At 74.6% G+C, this 14,611-nt stretch carries 13 protein-coding genes; 7 read left to right on the top strand and 6 right to left on the bottom strand.

The genetic code is table 11. The features are described from left to right. Positions 1–106: 106 nt before the first annotated feature. Positions 107–1,066 (top strand): zinc metalloprotease, encoded by a 960-nt coding sequence (locus tag ACSNOB_RS01135; RefSeq protein WP_393102134.1) that lies wholly within the window; start codon positions 107–109, stop codon positions 1,064–1,066. A 183-nt stretch (positions 1,067–1,249) separates the two neighbouring features. Here ACSNOB_RS01135 and ACSNOB_RS01130 read toward each other — a convergent pair whose 3' ends face one another. Further along, positions 1,250–2,929 (bottom strand): DNA repair helicase XPB, encoded by a 1,680-nt coding sequence (locus tag ACSNOB_RS01130; RefSeq protein WP_436684626.1) that lies wholly within the window; start codon positions 2,927–2,929, stop codon positions 1,250–1,252. A 175-nt stretch (positions 2,930–3,104) separates the two neighbouring features. Here ACSNOB_RS01130 and ACSNOB_RS01125 point away from each other — a divergent pair, with 175 nt between their 5' ends. Together ACSNOB_RS01125 and ACSNOB_RS01120 are read left to right on the top strand one after the other, a co-directional pair. After that, complete coding sequence (locus tag ACSNOB_RS01125; RefSeq protein ID WP_436684625.1) at positions 3,105–3,986, top strand: L,D-transpeptidase family protein; 882 nt, start codon at positions 3,105–3,107, stop codon at positions 3,984–3,986. A gap of 164 nt (positions 3,987–4,150) precedes the next feature. Further along, the gene (locus tag ACSNOB_RS01120) at positions 4,151–4,399 is read left to right on the top strand and encodes a hypothetical protein (RefSeq protein ID WP_393102137.1); all 249 of its coding nucleotides are present in this window, start codon (positions 4,151–4,153) and stop codon (positions 4,397–4,399) included. A gap of 10 nt (positions 4,400–4,409) precedes the next feature. On the opposite strand, the gene ACSNOB_RS01115 is transcribed toward ACSNOB_RS01120, so the two are convergent. Continuing rightward, a complete protein-coding gene (locus tag ACSNOB_RS01115; RefSeq protein WP_436684623.1) occupies positions 4,410–6,890 on the bottom strand; it encodes a helicase-associated domain-containing protein in 2,481 nt (826 codons plus the stop codon). Between the two features lie 86 nt (positions 6,891–6,976). Between ACSNOB_RS01115 and ACSNOB_RS01110 the strand changes: the two genes are divergently transcribed. Further along, a complete protein-coding gene (locus tag ACSNOB_RS01110) occupies positions 6,977–7,600 on the top strand; it encodes an HAD family hydrolase (protein WP_436684622.1) in 624 nt (207 codons plus the stop codon). A 28-nt stretch (positions 7,601–7,628) separates the two neighbouring features. Beyond that, a complete protein-coding gene (locus ACSNOB_RS01105) occupies positions 7,629–8,015 on the top strand; it encodes a cold-shock protein (protein WP_393102140.1) in 387 nt (128 codons plus the stop codon). Here the strand turns inward: ACSNOB_RS01105 and ACSNOB_RS01100 are convergent. After that, positions 7,976–8,830 carry a 1,4-dihydroxy-6-naphthoate synthase gene (locus tag ACSNOB_RS01100; RefSeq protein ID WP_436684689.1) on the bottom strand — a complete coding sequence of 285 codons (855 nt, stop codon included), beginning with the start codon at positions 8,828–8,830 and terminating at the stop codon, positions 7,976–7,978. The two genes, ACSNOB_RS01105 and ACSNOB_RS01100, sit on opposite strands and share 40 nt — an antisense overlap. A 1,276-nt stretch (positions 8,831–10,106) precedes the next feature. Between ACSNOB_RS01100 and ACSNOB_RS01095 the strand changes: the two genes are divergently transcribed. Further along, positions 10,107–11,021, top strand: coding sequence for a GNAT family N-acetyltransferase (locus tag ACSNOB_RS01095; RefSeq protein WP_436684620.1), 915 nt, complete (start codon positions 10,107–10,109; stop codon positions 11,019–11,021). Between the two features lie 68 nt (positions 11,022–11,089). Here the strand turns inward: ACSNOB_RS01095 and ACSNOB_RS01090 are convergent, their stop codons facing one another. Continuing rightward, positions 11,090–11,740: a futalosine hydrolase gene (locus ACSNOB_RS01090; protein WP_436684619.1), complete on the bottom strand. Its 651-nt coding sequence runs from the start codon at positions 11,738–11,740 to the stop codon at positions 11,090–11,092. Continuing rightward, positions 11,737–13,386, bottom strand: a complete 1,650-nt coding sequence (locus tag ACSNOB_RS01085; protein ID WP_436684618.1) for an MFS transporter — start codon at positions 13,384–13,386, stop codon at positions 11,737–11,739. Before ACSNOB_RS01085 ends, ACSNOB_RS01090 begins: the two co-directional genes overlap by 4 nt. Positions 13,387–13,473: 87 nt before the next feature. Between ACSNOB_RS01085 and ACSNOB_RS01080 the strand changes: the two genes are divergently transcribed. Beyond that, complete coding sequence (locus tag ACSNOB_RS01080; RefSeq protein ID WP_436684617.1) at positions 13,474–14,313, top strand: DUF3027 domain-containing protein; 840 nt, start codon at positions 13,474–13,476, stop codon at positions 14,311–14,313. A 36-nt stretch (positions 14,314–14,349) separates the two neighbouring features. Here the strand turns inward: ACSNOB_RS01080 and ACSNOB_RS01075 are convergent, their stop codons facing one another. Continuing rightward, on the bottom strand, positions 14,350–14,598 hold the full coding sequence (locus ACSNOB_RS01075) for a DUF2530 domain-containing protein (protein ID WP_436684616.1): 249 nt from the start codon (positions 14,596–14,598) through the stop codon (positions 14,350–14,352). Between the last annotated feature and the right edge of the window lie 13 nt (positions 14,599–14,611).

Raw genomic sequence — 14,611 nt, 5'->3', positions numbered from 1 at the left:
GGTGCCACCGACGTGGTCTCATACCGGGAAGACGACGTCATCGACCCTGGTCATGGCAGCCCGCGTCGACTCCCGCACCGCCTCCATCCTCCTGAAAGGTGCATCGATGCACAGGAGACCGATCTTCCGACTGGCAGTCCTCACCGCCACCACCGCGACGCTCCTGGCGTCCGGCGGCGCCTACGGCGCGGTCTCGGCAGCGCCCGTGACCGTCTCCCCGGGTGTCGCAGAGTGCGAGCCGGCCGCCGACGGGCACGGCGCGGCCCGGCTCGCCGAGGGCGCCACCGCGCAGGAGCCGGAGCTGTACGCCAAGAACGAGGCGAACGCGTACGGCGTCATCAAGGATTCCCCCCGCCTGCCCAACGGCAGCGTCACCGTGCCGACGGTCTTCCACATGATCTCCGACCACCCGCTCAGCGCGGCGGAGACGACCAGGTGGAACACCCTGATCGCGGCGCAGATGAAGGTGCTCAACGACTCGTTCGCCGGCCGCACCGCGGCGAACGCCTCCGACACCCCGTTCCGGTTCGACCTGGTCGACACGACGTGGACGGTGAACAGCGACTGGTACACCGTCGTGCCGGGCAAGAACGAGCGGGACATGAAGCAGGCGCTGCACACCGGCGACTCCCGCACCCTGAACGTGTACGCGGCCAACATCGGCGGCGGCCTGCTCGGGTGGGCGTACTTCCCGAAGGGCTACAACAACGGCCGGGACTTCATCGACGGCGTGGTGATGCTCGACGAGTCGATGCCGGGCGGGACGGCGGGCAAGTACGCCCTCGGTGACACCCTGACGCACGAGGTCGGGCACTGGCTGATGCTGGAGCACACCTTCGCGCACGGGTGCTCCGCCTCCGGCGACTTCGTCGCGGACACCCCGCGGGAGGCGACCCCGCAGTTCAACTGCCCGGTGGGGGCGGACACCTGCACCGCACCCGGGCTGGACCCGATCCACAACTTCATGGACTACACGCAGGACTCCTGCATGAACATGTTCACCGCCGGACAGGCCGACCGGATGAGCGACGCCTGGGTGGCGTTCCGCGCCGGCGGCGCGGGCTGAGCAAGCCTCGACGGGGCTGGCGGGCCGCGCTCAGCGGCCCGCCCGCCCCAAACCCCCCCCCCCCCCCCCCCCCCCCCCCCCCCGGCCCCATCCGGCCGGCAAGCTCCTCCACGACGGAAGCTCCGTGATGAACCAGAGCGCGGGCACCGGTTTCGGCGGGCTGTCGAGTCGGTCGACGCGAGGTCAGTCGACGGTGGGCAGCTTCGGGCCGAGGACGTCGTCGGCGTCGACGATCGTGTACGCGTACCCCTGCTCCGCCAGGAAGCGCTGCCGGTGGGCCGCGTACTCCGTGTCGATGGTGTCCCGCGAGACGACGGTGTAGAAGTGCGCCTGCCGGCCGTCGGCCTTGGGCCGCAGCACCCGCCCCAGCCGCTGTGCCTCCTCCTGCCGCGACCCGAACGTGCCCGACACCTGGATCGCCACCGCCGCCTCGGGCAGGTCGATGGAGAAGTTGCCGACCTTTGAGATCACGAGCGTGCGGACCTCCCCGGTGCGGAACGCGTCGAAGAGCCGCTCCCGCTCCTTGTTCGTGGTGGAGCCCTGCACGATCGGCGCGCCGAGGTACTCGCCGAGCTGGTGCAGCTGGTCGATGTAGCCGCCGATCACCAGCACCTGCTCGCCCGGGTGCCGGTCCACCAGCGCCTTCACCACGGGCAGCTTCGTCCGGGCGGTCGCCGCCATCCGGTAGCGCTCCTCGGCCTCCGCCGTCGCGTACGCCATCCGCTCCGCGTCGGTGAGCGTCACCCGTACCTCGGTGCACTCGGCCGGGGCGATCCAGCCCTGCTGCTCGATGTCCTTCCACGGCGCGTCGTACCGCTTCGGGCCGATCAGGCTGAACACGTCGCCCTCCCGGCCGTCCTCGCGGACCAGGGTCGCCGTGAGGCCCAACCGGCGACGGGCCTGGAGGTCCGCGGTGAACCGGAAGATCGGCGCGGGCAGCAGGTGCACCTCGTCGTAGACGACCAGGCCCCAGTCGCGGGCCCCGAACAGGTCCAGGTGGGTGAACGCGCCGCCGCGCCGCGAGGTGAGCACCTGGTACGTGGCGATGGTGACCGGGCGGATCTCCTTGCGCTCGCCCGAGTACTCCCCGATCTCCTCCTCGGTCAGCGAGGTGCGGGCGATCAGCTCCCGCTTCCACTGCCGCCCGGCGACCGTGTTGGTGACCAGGATCAGCGTGGTCGCCTTCGCCTCGGCCATCGCCGCCGCCCCGACCAGCGTCTTGCCGGCGCCGCAGGGGAGCACCACCACGCCCGACCCGCCGGCCCAGAACGCCTCCACGGCCTCCCGCTGGTACGACCGCAGCGTCCACGGCTTCCCGCCGTCCTTGCCCGCCTCGGCCAGCTCGATCGGGTGCGCCTCGCCGTCGACGTAGCCGGCCAGGTCCTCCGCCGGCCAGCCGAGCTTGAGCAGCGCCTGCTTGAGCCGGCCCCGCTCCGACGGGTGCACCGCGATCGTGTCGTCGTCGATCTTGTTGCCGAGCATCCCGGCGAGCTTCTTGCTCTTCGCGACCTCGATCAGCACCAGCCGGTCCAGCGCCCGCAGGACGAGACCGTGCGCCGGGTCGTTGGCGAGCTGGAGCCGACCGTACCGGTCCATCGTCTCGGCCACGTCCACCAGCAGCGCGTGCGGCACCGGGTAGCGGCTGTACTTGATCAGCGCGTCCACCACGGCCTCGGCGTCGTGCCCGGCGGCGCGCGCGTTCCACAGCCCGAGCGGGGTCAGCCGGTAGGTGTGCACATGCTCCGGGGAGCGCTCCAGCTCCGCGAAGGGCGCGATGGCCATCCGGCACGCCTGCGCGTCGGGGTGGTCGATCTCCAGCAGCAGGGTCTTGTCCGACTGCACGATCAGGGGTCCACCGCTCACGCCAGTGCCTCTCCTCCGCCTCGGGTCGCCGGCTGTCCGGGAGGCGACTGACCCGCCCCAGGCCGACCCACCAGTGTTGCACGCATCCGGGTGACGCAGAAAAAGTTGGACATCGGGCGCAACCGGAGCGGTGCTCACAACGTCTAGCAGTAGGACACCTGTCACGGGAGGCGCCATGAAACACGTCCGGATCACCACCCGGCTCCTCGCCCTGGCAGTGGCCACGCTGGTCGGCGCCGGTGCGTGCGCGTTCGATCCGGAGGCCGACGGCGGTGGGGGCGGGGGTCCCGTCCCGGTCGGTGCTGCGGAGGTAACGGGGGCGAGCGGTGCGCCCGGGCCGGACCAGCGGACCCGGCCCGCCACGGCGCCCGCGAAGCCGGTGGCGAAGCCCTCGCCCACGTCGACCCGGAGCACGCCGAAGCCGACCCGTCCCGCGGCGAAGCCCACCGGGTCGCCGTCCGTCGCCGGCTGTCCGCAGGGGGAGCACCAGCGCGAGGTGGAGGCGTACCTGGCCCGGCTGGGCGGGTTCGGCACGCTGACCGTGGACGGCCGGCAGTCCGCGGCCGACTGCGCCGCGATCAAGAAGTTCCAGAAGCGGTACGACATCCGCCCCGCCCACGGTCGCGCCGGCCCCACCACCCACGACGTGGCGAAGCGGCTCGCCAGCACCGACACGGGGCGCTGCCGGGCGGGCTCCGGCACCACCTTCTGCATCGACCTGACCCGGCAGACCACCTGGGTGATGCGCAACGGCAAGGTGCTCGTGAAGCCGACGGTCACGCGGACGGGCATGCCCGGCTACCGCACCCCGGCCGGCACCTTCACGATCAACTACCGCAACGTCAAGGAGTGGTCCGACCCGTACGAGGTCTGGCTGCCGTACTGGCAGCACTTCACGCAGGGGATGGGCTTCCACGAGACCACGACCTACCTGCACGACAAGTCGATCGGCTCGCACGGCTGCGTCAACCTGCTGCACGCCGACGCCGTCCGCTACTGGGAGCTGGGCAAGGTCGGCAGCCGGGTGGTGCTGGTCGGCCGGCGCCCCGGCACCTGAGCCGCCGCCGCGCCTGATCCGCCGCCGCGGCACCTGATCCGCCGCCCCGGGGCCGGCCCACCCGCGTCGCACACGCCGTCCGATCGGGGTTTTAACCCCTGTCACTCCCGCCACCCGAGTGACACGCTGGATGCCAGGCGTCGGACCGGACGGGGAGGCTGGAGATGACGGTCGACCGGGAGGCGATACCGGAACACAGCGTCGAGCGCGACCGGCTGCCGGACGAGCAGGTCTCCACCGCCACCGTCGTCGCGTACGCGGCCGCCGCGGTGGTGCTCGTCGGCTGGTTCCTCTTCGGCTGGCTGGTGCTGGAGCAGGGCTTCGTCGACTCGGTCGGCGAGTCGGCCGGCGCCGGGTTCGCGCTGCTGCTGGTCGTCTCCGTCGTCGGGACGGTGCGGCGCAGCCGGCGCTGACCCGGTCTGCTCAGTCCTCCAGCACCGCCGCCGTGATCCGGTGCAGGGCGAAGGTGTGCAGCATCTCCGTCCGCTCGTCCTCGGCGCGCAGGTAGCCCGCGCCGATCGAGACCGGCCGGACCAGCCGCGACGCGGTCGCCCCGTGCGCGTCGACGTACCCGACCCAGACCAGCGCCTTGTCCCGCACCGCCTGCTGGAGCACGGCGAGGGCGTCGGTGTGGGTGTGCACCGGCGCCGGCCCGGTACGCGCCGCGCCGCCCCGGACCACGGCCGGCGCGCGCCGGGCCGCCCGGGCCGCCGCGTCGCCGCGCCGGATCTGCTCCACCACGCCGAGCAGGCGGGGCATGGACAACTTCGGCGCGGTCAGCGGGTCGAGTGTCCGGGTCGCCACCGACACCCGGGCCGGGGCCCGGCGGGTCTTCGGGCGGGACAGCACCGCCGCCCCGCTGCCGTCCTCGGGCACCGGGGCGTACCCGGCCTCGCGCAGGGCCATGAGCATCCGGCCCACCTGGTACGGCGTCGACAGCACCGTCGGGGCGAGCCGGCGCAGCGCCAGCGACTCCAGCCGCCGGTCGGCGAGCACCTCGGTCAGCAGCGCCTCGTCGTCGCTGCGCACGTACGCCCCGGCCGAGCCGACCCGCAGCCCGCCGTGCTTGCGGGCCACGTCGTCCACCAGGTACGTCAGCCCCTGCGGCACCGGGGTGCGGGACCGGCGCCGGAACAGGGCGTGCAGGTCGTCGGCCGAGTACCCGGCGTCCAGCGCCCGGCGCACGCTGGTCGGAGTGACCCGGTGCACGCTGGCCCCGCCGGCCGACTCGTGCTCGGCCACCACCTCCAGCTCGGCGGCGAGCGCCGGGTCGGGCGGGCCGGGCACCACGACGGTCAGGTCGGCCTGCACCAGGAAGTGGTCGACCGGGGCGGGCAGCAGCGCGTCCAGCGCTCGCACGGCGCCGGTCCCGTCGCCGCCCTCGGTCTCCGCGCGCAGCCCGAGCGGGTCGTCCGCGCCCCGCTCGTCGGCGGCGGTGACGTCGGCGAGCAGCAGCCGCCCGTACGAGGTGAGCGCCCCCAGCCCGGTCACGCCCAGCGTGGCCGCCTCGGTCAGCACCTCGCGGTGCGTGGCCTCCCGCCCCCGGCTGCGCCGGGGCGCCCGCCAGTCGAGCAGGGACTGCACCTCCTCGGGGGTGGGCGCGGTGGCGGGCTCCAGGTCGGCGAGCACCCCGAGGACCGCCCGCCGGGCGGCCGGCGCCCCGGCCCGTTCCGCCTCGGCCGAGAGCACGGCGATCGGCCGGTCCCGGTCGTCGCGCTGCCCGACCAGCCCGACCTGGCGGGTCATGGTCAGCCAGGCGCGGGCGAGCTGCTCCCAGCGCTGCGCGAGCGAACCGGCGCGCCACACCTCGTACCCGGCGGTGGGCAGGACCTGCTGGTCGGCGCCGTAGCGACTGGTGGTGGCCCCGGGCAGGTCCACCTCGCCGATCAGCCCCGCCGCGTACGCCGCCTCCAGCAGCAGGGCGGCCGTCGGCTCGTCCACCCCGACCGCCTTGGCCAGCCGGCGCAGGTCGCGCACCCCCAGGCCGCCGGAGCGGAGCACGGGCGCCGGTTCGGCGGCGAGCTGCTCCAGCAGCGCCTCGGTGTGGCGTACCGCCTCCATGGTCTGCCCGGCCCCGGCCGAGTCGGCGGCCTTCGGCTCGCGCGGCGGGGTGGCCACCGGCGGCGGGCTGGTCCGCAGCGGGCCGAGCGGGCCGCTGTCGCGCCGCAGCAGCAGGCCGACCTCCCGGGGCAGCTCCACCGTGCCGGTGGCGCCGGCCTTGCCGCCCGAGACCGGCACCAGCAGGTGGTGGTCGACCAGCCAGCGCACGGGCGAGCCGGTCGGCGCGCCGCCGTTGGTCGGGTCCGGGGGCAGGTCGTCCTCCGCGCCGACGGGCGGCGCCTGCAACGCGCCCGGCGGCACGCTGCCCACGGGCGGCCCGGCGGCGAGCCGGTCCAGGATCGCCCGGGCCGAGGGCGGCGCGGCCAGCAGCGTCCGCCGCAGCTTCGCCGGGTCCGCGCAGAGCGCCGCCGCCCGTGGGTCCAGCTCCGCCGCCGGCCGGCCCAGCCCCGCGGGGTACGGGGAGACCTCGTCGACGCTCGCCACCACGTGCAGGTCACTCTCGGGGCCGTGCAGCAGGAAGAGCGCGCGCAGCCGGTTCACGGCGGCGCGGACGGAGGTGGGGGCGGGCGGGTGCGGCCCCGCGGTGGCCATGGCGAGCACCGACTCGGTGGAGGTGGTCCCGCCGGCCGCGTTCCGGGTGAGCCGGGCGGCGTCCAGGATCTGCAGGGTGAACTGGTCCAGCCCGTCGAGCGCGCGGGCCACCGAGACCCGGGACTGGGCCCGGATGGCGAGCGCGGAGACGTCGGCGGGCACGGGCACGACGAGGTCCGGCCGCAGTTGGAGGAGGGCGGCGAGCGACTCGTCGGGCAGCGACCGCAGGTGGTCGGCGAGTGAGGTGGTCATCGTCGTTCCACGCTAGCCCGACCGGGGGTCCTCCCGCCCCTCGGACGTCCGGCTGACTCCAGGCGATGGGCGGGTAGGTTCTGCGCATGCCCTCACTGACGGTTGGCTTCGACCTCGACATGACCCTGGTCGACTCGCGCCCCGGCATCGCCGACGCCTATCGGGCCCTGACCGCCCGGACGGGGGTGCACGTGGACGCGGAGGCCGCGGTGTCCCGGCTCGGCCCGCCGCTGCGTACCGAGATCGCCCGCTGGTTCCCGCCGGAGCAGGTCGACGCGGCCGTCCGGACGTACCGGGAGCTCTACCCGGCGTACGCGATCACGCCCACCGTCGCGCTGCCCGGCGCCCGCGCCGCGATCGACGCGGTCCGCGAACGCGGCGGCCGGGTGTTGGTGGTCACGTCCAAGCTCGGCCGCCTGGCCCGGCTGCACCTCGACCACCTCGGGCTGGTGGTCGACGAGGTGGCCGGCGACCTGTTCGCCGAGGAGAAGGCGACCGCGCTGCGTGGACACGGCGCCACCCACTACGTGGGTGACCACGTGGCCGACATGGTGGCCGCGCGTGCGGCGGGCGTGCCCGGCATCGCGGTCGCCACCGGCCCGTGTTCGGCGGACGAACTCCGCGCGGCCGGGGCGGAGGTGGTGCTGGATGATCTCACCGGATTCCCGGCGGCGCTGGACGGGATGATCCGGCTAGCCTTGGGGCAGTAGACGTCTCAAGCGAAGCAGGGGTTCTCAGGTGCCGACGGGTCGAGTGAAGTGGTTTGACGCGGCCAAGGGATACGGGTTCGTCACCAGCGACGAGGGTGGCGACGTGTTCCTTCCCAAGACCGCGCTACCGGCGGGTGTCACCGACCTCAAGGGCGGTCAGCGGGTCGACTTCAGCGTGGTGGACAGCCGCCGGGGTGCGCAGGCGATGGGGGTCAAGGTGCTCGACGCCCCGCCGTCGGTGGCGGAGCTGCGCCGCCGGCCGGCGGAGGAGCTGCACGGCCTCGTCGAGGACATGATCAAGGTGCTGGAAGCGAAGGTCCAGCCGGACCTGCGGCGCGGCCGTTTCCCGGATCGCAAGACCGCCCAGAAGATCGCTCAGCTCGTCCACGCGGTCGCCCGCGAGCTGGAGGTCTGAGGCACGAGCCCGGCGTCGGCGGCCCGGCCGAGCAGGGCCTCCACGGCGGCGAACCCGGCGTCCCCCAGGTCGGCGGTGAACTCGTTGACGTAGAGGCCGATGTGCCGGTCCACCACGTCGGGCTCCATCTCCTGCGCGTGCGCCAGCACGTAGTCGCGGCTCGCCGCCGGGTCGGCCCACGCCCGGCGGACCGACTCGCGGATCCATCCGGCGGCGGCCTCGGGATCCACCGCGCCGCGCCGGGCCAGGATGGCGCCGAGGGGGATGGGCAGGCCCGTGTCGGCCTCCCACCACTCGCCCAGGTCGACGAGGGCGGTCAGGCCGTGTCGCGGGTAGGTGAACCGGGCCTCGTGGATGACCAGGCCGGCGTCGTACCGGCCGGCCGCCACGCCCGGCATGATCTCGTGGAACGGCACGACCTCGATCCGCGCCGGGGGCCGGTCCGCCGCCCAGAGCCGGAAGAGCAGGTACGCCGTCGTCCGGTCGCCGGGCACCGCCACCGTGGCGCCGCTGAGGTCGGCCCGATCGGCCCCGTCGGTTCGGTCGGCACGGTCGGTGCGATCGCGATCGGTCAGGTCACGGTCGGTGCGGTCGGTGCGGTCGTTGCGGTCGCCCCGGGTCAGCACCAACGGGCCGCAACCACGGCCGAGCGCGCCGCCGCAGGGCAGCAGGTGGTAGTCGTCCAGCAGCCACGGCAGCGCGGCGTAGCTCACCTTCACCAGGTCGAAGGCCCCCCGCTCGGCGGCGGTGTTGGTCACGTCGACGTCGGCGTACTTCACCTCGACCGGCGGCGCGCCGGGCACGAGGCCATGCACCAGGGCGTGGAAGACGAACGTGTCGTTGGGGCAGGGCGAGATCGCCAGCGAGAGCGCCACGCCCCCACGGTATCTCCGCCCCCTGGTGGTCACCCGCCCGCGGCACCACCCCTGTGACCTACGCCCACTGTTCGACCTACGCCCACGGTTCCGGCCGAGCTACGCCCACGGTTCCCCCGAGCGGCGTGCCTGCGTTCGCGGAGCCCGGGCAGGTGTCAGCCAAACGAATTCCCGCATGCGCTCGGGGCCGGCGGGAGCGCGGCGTGCTGGCGGGCGCGGCGTGCCGGCGGTTCCGGCGCCCCGCCGTGCGCGGCGCACTGGCGGATGCGGTTGCGGCGGTTCCGGTGTGCGGCGGTTCCATCGTGCTGGCGGGTGCGGCGTGCCGGCGGTTCCGGCGCCCCGCCGTGCGCGGCGCACTGGCGAATGCGGTTGCGGCGGTTCCGGCGTGCGGCGGTTCCGGCGTGCGGCGGTTCCGGTGTGTGGCGGTTCCGTCGTGCTGGCAGGTGCGGCGTGCTGGGAATGCGAGTGCGACCGCTATCGAGCTGATGTCGTAAACGACTCACTCACCCACTCACCCACTCACCCACTCACCCACTCACCCACTCACCCACTCACCCACTCACCCACTCACCCACTCACCCACCATCGGCCGCCGATGCCAGCCGCTCTGTTGCCGCCCGCGCCGGCCGCCGCCCTTGCTGTACCAGACCGACCGGCCGCGGTCGTGTGGTCGGCGGCGCGCCTCGGTTCGGTCTCGTCGTCGCGGGGTAACGGTCGTCGCTCTGCCTTGGTTCGGTCTCGTCGTCGCCGGGTAACGGTTGCCGCCCCGCCCTCGTCCGGGTCTGTGGCTGCCGCCCCGCCCTCGTCCGGGTCTGTGGCTGCCGCCCCGCCCTCGTCCGGGTCTGTGGCTGCCGCCCTCGCCCCCCGTTCGAGTCTGTGGCCGCCGCCCCGCCCCCGTCCGGGTCTGTGGTCTTCGGTTCGCCTCGGTCTGGGTCTGTGGTCGCCGGTTCGCCTCGGTCCGGGCTCCTCGTTGGCGGTATAACGGCCGCCGCACCGCCTGGCCCCGTGTTCACCGGTGATGTCGTAAACGATTCAGCTCGACAGCGTCGCGAGGAGGCATGCCCGGCTCAATTCTGGGAGCCGGCCTCCGCCGATCGACGGCCGATCAACGTGAGGCACCGTTGCGGTTGCCGACGTTGCCACGGTTGTCCACAGGTTTGTCCACAGGTTTGGGAGGGCTGTTGAGGAAGCCGCGGCGCCTCGGGAGCATGGTCTGGTGGCAGAGCAGAGAGATGCGGTTGACCTGGGTGCGGCCCTCCGGTCCCTGCGGCGCCGCGCAGACCTGAGCCAGCGGGAACTGGCCGAGTTGTCCGGCGTGCCACAGGCCACTCTCGCCCGGATCGAGTCGGGGCGGGCGATGGATCCGAGGTTCCGCACGGTGGAACGGCTCGTCCGGGCTGCCGGCGGGAAGGTGGCGGTCGGTGCGATCGGTCGAGCCGAAACCGCCGACGGGCCGTCGGCGCCGCCTCTCGACGGGCCGTCGGCAGCGCCACTCGACGGGCCGTCGGCAGTGCCGCCCGACGGCCTGCTGCCGGTGGTGCCGCACGACGGGCTGCGAGATGCGGCCGGGCGGCGTTATCCCGCCCACCTCGACGCGTGGGAGGTCCGGGAGCCGAAGGACTGGCCCGGTGCCTGGTGGGCGAACTGGTACAACCTGCCGCCCTCGTTGTGGCCGCTCCCGCTACCGGCGGCCACGTACGAGCGGAACCGTGCCTACCGGGACAAACGCCGGTGGGCTGCGGAGATCCGGCGCACGGTCCGGCTGCGCCGGGTGACGGGCGGCCTGCCGGCGACGTCGTGGCGCTTCGTTGCCGAACTGCCGGGCGGCGAGCTGGTCGGTGAGCTGCGGGCCTACGAACGCAGCCGGCACCTCATGTACGGCGACGGCCCGAGCGGGGATCGAGAGATCGTCCTCGACGGCGTCCTCGTGGCCGGGAACTACCAGCGGCTCGGCATCGGTCGTCGGCTGGTCGGCCTGCTCACCGATGAGATGGACCGGGCGGGCATCCGGAGCGCCCAGGCGGTTGCCCGGTGCGGTGGCGTCGACCTGCTGCTGGCCTGTGGATACCAACTGGAGGCGAGCCGCCCCTGGTCGCTGCGGCTCGATCGTCGGCCAGCGGTCGCGGACTGACGGTGCGGCTCGACCCTCGGCCAGCGGTCGCGGACTGACGGTGCGGCCGGGCAGGCAGGCGGGACGGGTCAGACCAGGGCCGCCGCGGCGGTGGTCAGGGCGGCGAGCGCCTCGCGCATGCGCCAGGCGTCGCGGTCGCGGGGGCCGATCGGGTTGGAGACGGTACGCAGCTCGGCGAACGGGAGGCCCGCCTGGGCGGCGGCGACGGCCACCCCGTACCCCTCCATGGCCTCGGCGACCGCGTCCGGGTGCCGCCGGCGCAGGGCGTCGGTGCTGGCGGCGGTGCCGGTCACCGTGCTGACGGTCAGCACCGGGCCGACGGTGGCGGTCGGGATCCTGGCCCGCAGCCCGGCGAGCAGGTCCGGGTCGGCGGCGAGCGCGGTGCCGCCGCCGAGCCAGTCCGGCGGCATGCCCAGCTCGTCGACCGGGATGAAGCCGGCCGGCGACTCGGCGCCCAGGTCGGCGGCCACGGACACAGTGCCCAGCACGGTGGCGCCCACCTCCACCCGGCCGGCGAAGCCGCCCGCCACGCCCGCGCTGACCACGCCACGGTACGGCCGACCGGCGGCCTCGGCGAGGACCAGCAGCCGGGCGGTGGTGGCGGCGGCGACGGCCGGCCCGACCCCCACCGGCAGCACCGTCGTCGTCGGGTCCGCGAGGCCGGCCCGGACCGCCTCCGCCTCGGCGGGCACCGCCGTGACCACCAGCAGGCCGGTCACGAGAGCGGCCCCTGCGACTCCCGGCGGGTCTCGTCGTCCGTTGGGCCCGGTCCGCCGACCGCCGACGACGGCCGGTAGATGTGGTAGCCCGGCGGCGCCAGGCCGGGGTCGTCCAGCGGCGAGCCGCCCTGCGCCGGGGCGGGGGAGGTGGGCGCGGCGTCGTACCGGTCTCCGGCATCCGGGTCGCGGACCTCCGCGCCGTCGTCGCCCGGGCCGTCCGGTTCGGTCTCGCCCGTCTCCTCGGCCAGTTCGTCGTCGCCCAGCGGCCGCCCGAGCAGACGCTCCGCGCGCAGCCGGCCGGCCACCACCACGCCCCGCGCGGCGGCCACCGTGCCGACGGCGGCGGCGACGGCGATCCCGATCCGGCCGTCGAAGGGTACGAGCCCCAGCCCGCCCCCGGCGACGAAGGCGAGCATCAGCACCGTCTCGGAGTGCGCGAAGGAACTGGCCCGCAGCCGCTCCGGGATGCGTTCCTGGATCGAGGCGTCCACGGCGAGCTTGGCGATGCCGCTGTTCAACGCGGCGACCAGGCAGAGCAGGGCAACCATGGGCAGCGAGAACTTCAGCGCGGCGAGGATCGCCACGCCGGCCACGATGACCATGCCGCTGGACTGGATCGCGGCCGGCCGGTGGATGCGCAGCCGGGTGCCGACCGCGGTGGCCAGGAAGGTGCCCACGGCGAGCGCCGCGCCGACCAGCCCCAGCGCGCCCTCGTCGCCCAGGTCCCGGCCGAAGACGACGGTGGTGAGGTCGCCCGCCTTGATCGCGAAGGCCAGGAAGAGCAGCAGGAAACCGTAGACCGCGCGCAGGGTCGCGGCGCCGATCAGGGTGGCGATCACGAGCCGGCCCGCCGGCCGCCCACGGCCCAGCGGGCGGTCCCCGGCGCGGCGGCCGAGCGCCCGCAGCGGTCGGGGCACCCGCTCCGGCGGCTCCGAGTCGGCCTTCGGCGGCAGCCGCAGGGAGATCACCATGCCGACCAGGAAGATGACCGATGCCACCCGGAGCGGCCACTGCGGCCCGAACCAGAAGGCGGCCAGACCGATCGGGGCGACGAGCGCGCCCGCCACCGTGCCGTAGACGCTGGCCCGGGCGCCCACCTGGGACAGCCCGAGCCCTTCCGGGAGCAGCCGGGGCACGGCCGCGGAGCGGGCCACCCCGTAGGCCCGGGAGAGCGCCAGCACGCCGAAGGCCGCCGGATAGAGCCCGAAGCCGTGGATGTAGTCGGAGATCAGCCAGGCCAGGAAGGCCCGGCCGAGCATGGTGGCGGCCAGCGCGTACCGCCGGCCGTGCCGGAAGTGGTCGAGCAGCGGCCCGACCACCGGGGCGAGCATGGCGAACGGCACCATGGTCACCAGCAGGTAGAGGGCCACCTTGCTGCGCGCCTCGCCGAGCGGGACGTTGAAGAAGATCGTCCCGGCCAGGCCGATGGCGATCAGCGTGTCCCCGGCGCAGGAGACCGCGTGCAGGTCGAAGAGCCGGACCATGCCGACCTCGCCCCCGGCGCCGCGGGCGCGGGCGCGGCCGGCCCGGCGGGTCATCCAGCGCCCGCTGCTGACCGAACCCCGGAACAGCAGGCGTACGGCCCTGATGGCGGTGCCGACGGTCTGCCCGAGTACGGAACGCCCGGAGCGGGAGAACAGCGGCATGCCCACCATCCTGGCCCATCCGATCGGCGCACGCCGCACCACTGCGCCAGAACGTCATCGGCGGGTGCCTGTCGGTCGGCCGTACGCATGGGGAACAATGGTGGGGTGACCAGGCCCGCCTCCGCCCGCGCCGCTCGTCTCGACCAGGTCTGCGCCGCCGCCGTCGAGGTGGCGCGTGACGCCATCACCGAGGTCGACGCCTCGGACGTCGGCGACCACCTGCAGGCCGTCGCGGAGGGCGACCGGCTCGTCACGCACTACTTCGAGTGTCGGCTCGCCGGCTACCGCGGCTGGCGGTGGGCGGTCACCGTCACCCGGGTGCCCCGCAGCCGGCACGTCACCGTCTGCGAGACGGTGCTGCTGCCGGGCTCGGACGCGCTGCTCGCGCCCGGCTGGCTGCCCTGGCAGGAGCGGCTCAAGCCGGGCGACCTCGGCCCCGGTGACCTGCTGCCCACCCCGCCGGACGACGAGCGGCTCCAGCCCGGCTACGTGCTCTCCGACGACCCGGCGGTCGAGGAGACCGCCTGGGAGCTCGGGCTCGGCCGGGCCCGGGTGCTCTCCCGGGAGGGGCGCAGCGACGCCGCCCAGCGCTGGTACGACGGCGACCACGGCCCGTCCGCGGCGATCTCGGTCGCCGCCCCCGCCGCCGCGCGCTGCGGGACCTGCGGCTTCTACCTGCCGCTCGCCGGTGCCCTGCGGCAGTCCTTCGGCGCCTGCGGCAACTTCTACGCCCCCGACGACGGCCGGGTGGTCAGCGCCGACCACGGCTGCGGCGCCCACTCGGAGGCACTGATCGAGGCCGCGGACACCACGGTCGACGAGATGCCGACGGTCTACGACGACAGCGCGGTGGAGCCCGTGTCGGTCAGCCGCGCGCCCGGCTCGGTGGAGGCCGCGGAGCCGGCGGAGCCGTACGGCCACCCCTGACGGACAACCGGGGCGTCGGATCGACGTCGGCGCAGGTCAGCGGCCGGCGCGGCGGCGGCGCCGGTTGGCGTCGTGCCGCATCATCACGGCGAGACCGGGGAAACCCCACAGGAAACCGGCCAGGCAGATCCACAGCCAGTCCTGGTGACCGTGCTCGGCCAGCCAGCCGCGGAAGAAGATCAGCAGCACCAGCCCGGCGAGTGCCCAGCCCGCCATCCCGGCGAGGGCGAACGGCACCATCGGCGGGTCGAGCGGCTCGGGTCGCGGCGGCTGCTCCTTCGGCACGCGGCAAGCGTAC

The sequence above is a fragment of the Micromonospora sp. URMC 106 genome, assembly GCF_051386395.1.
Taxonomy (GTDB): domain Bacteria; phylum Actinomycetota; class Actinomycetes; order Mycobacteriales; family Micromonosporaceae; genus Micromonospora.
Note: the sequence above shows the minus strand (reverse complement) of the source record. Positions and strands in the feature narration are given on the sequence as shown.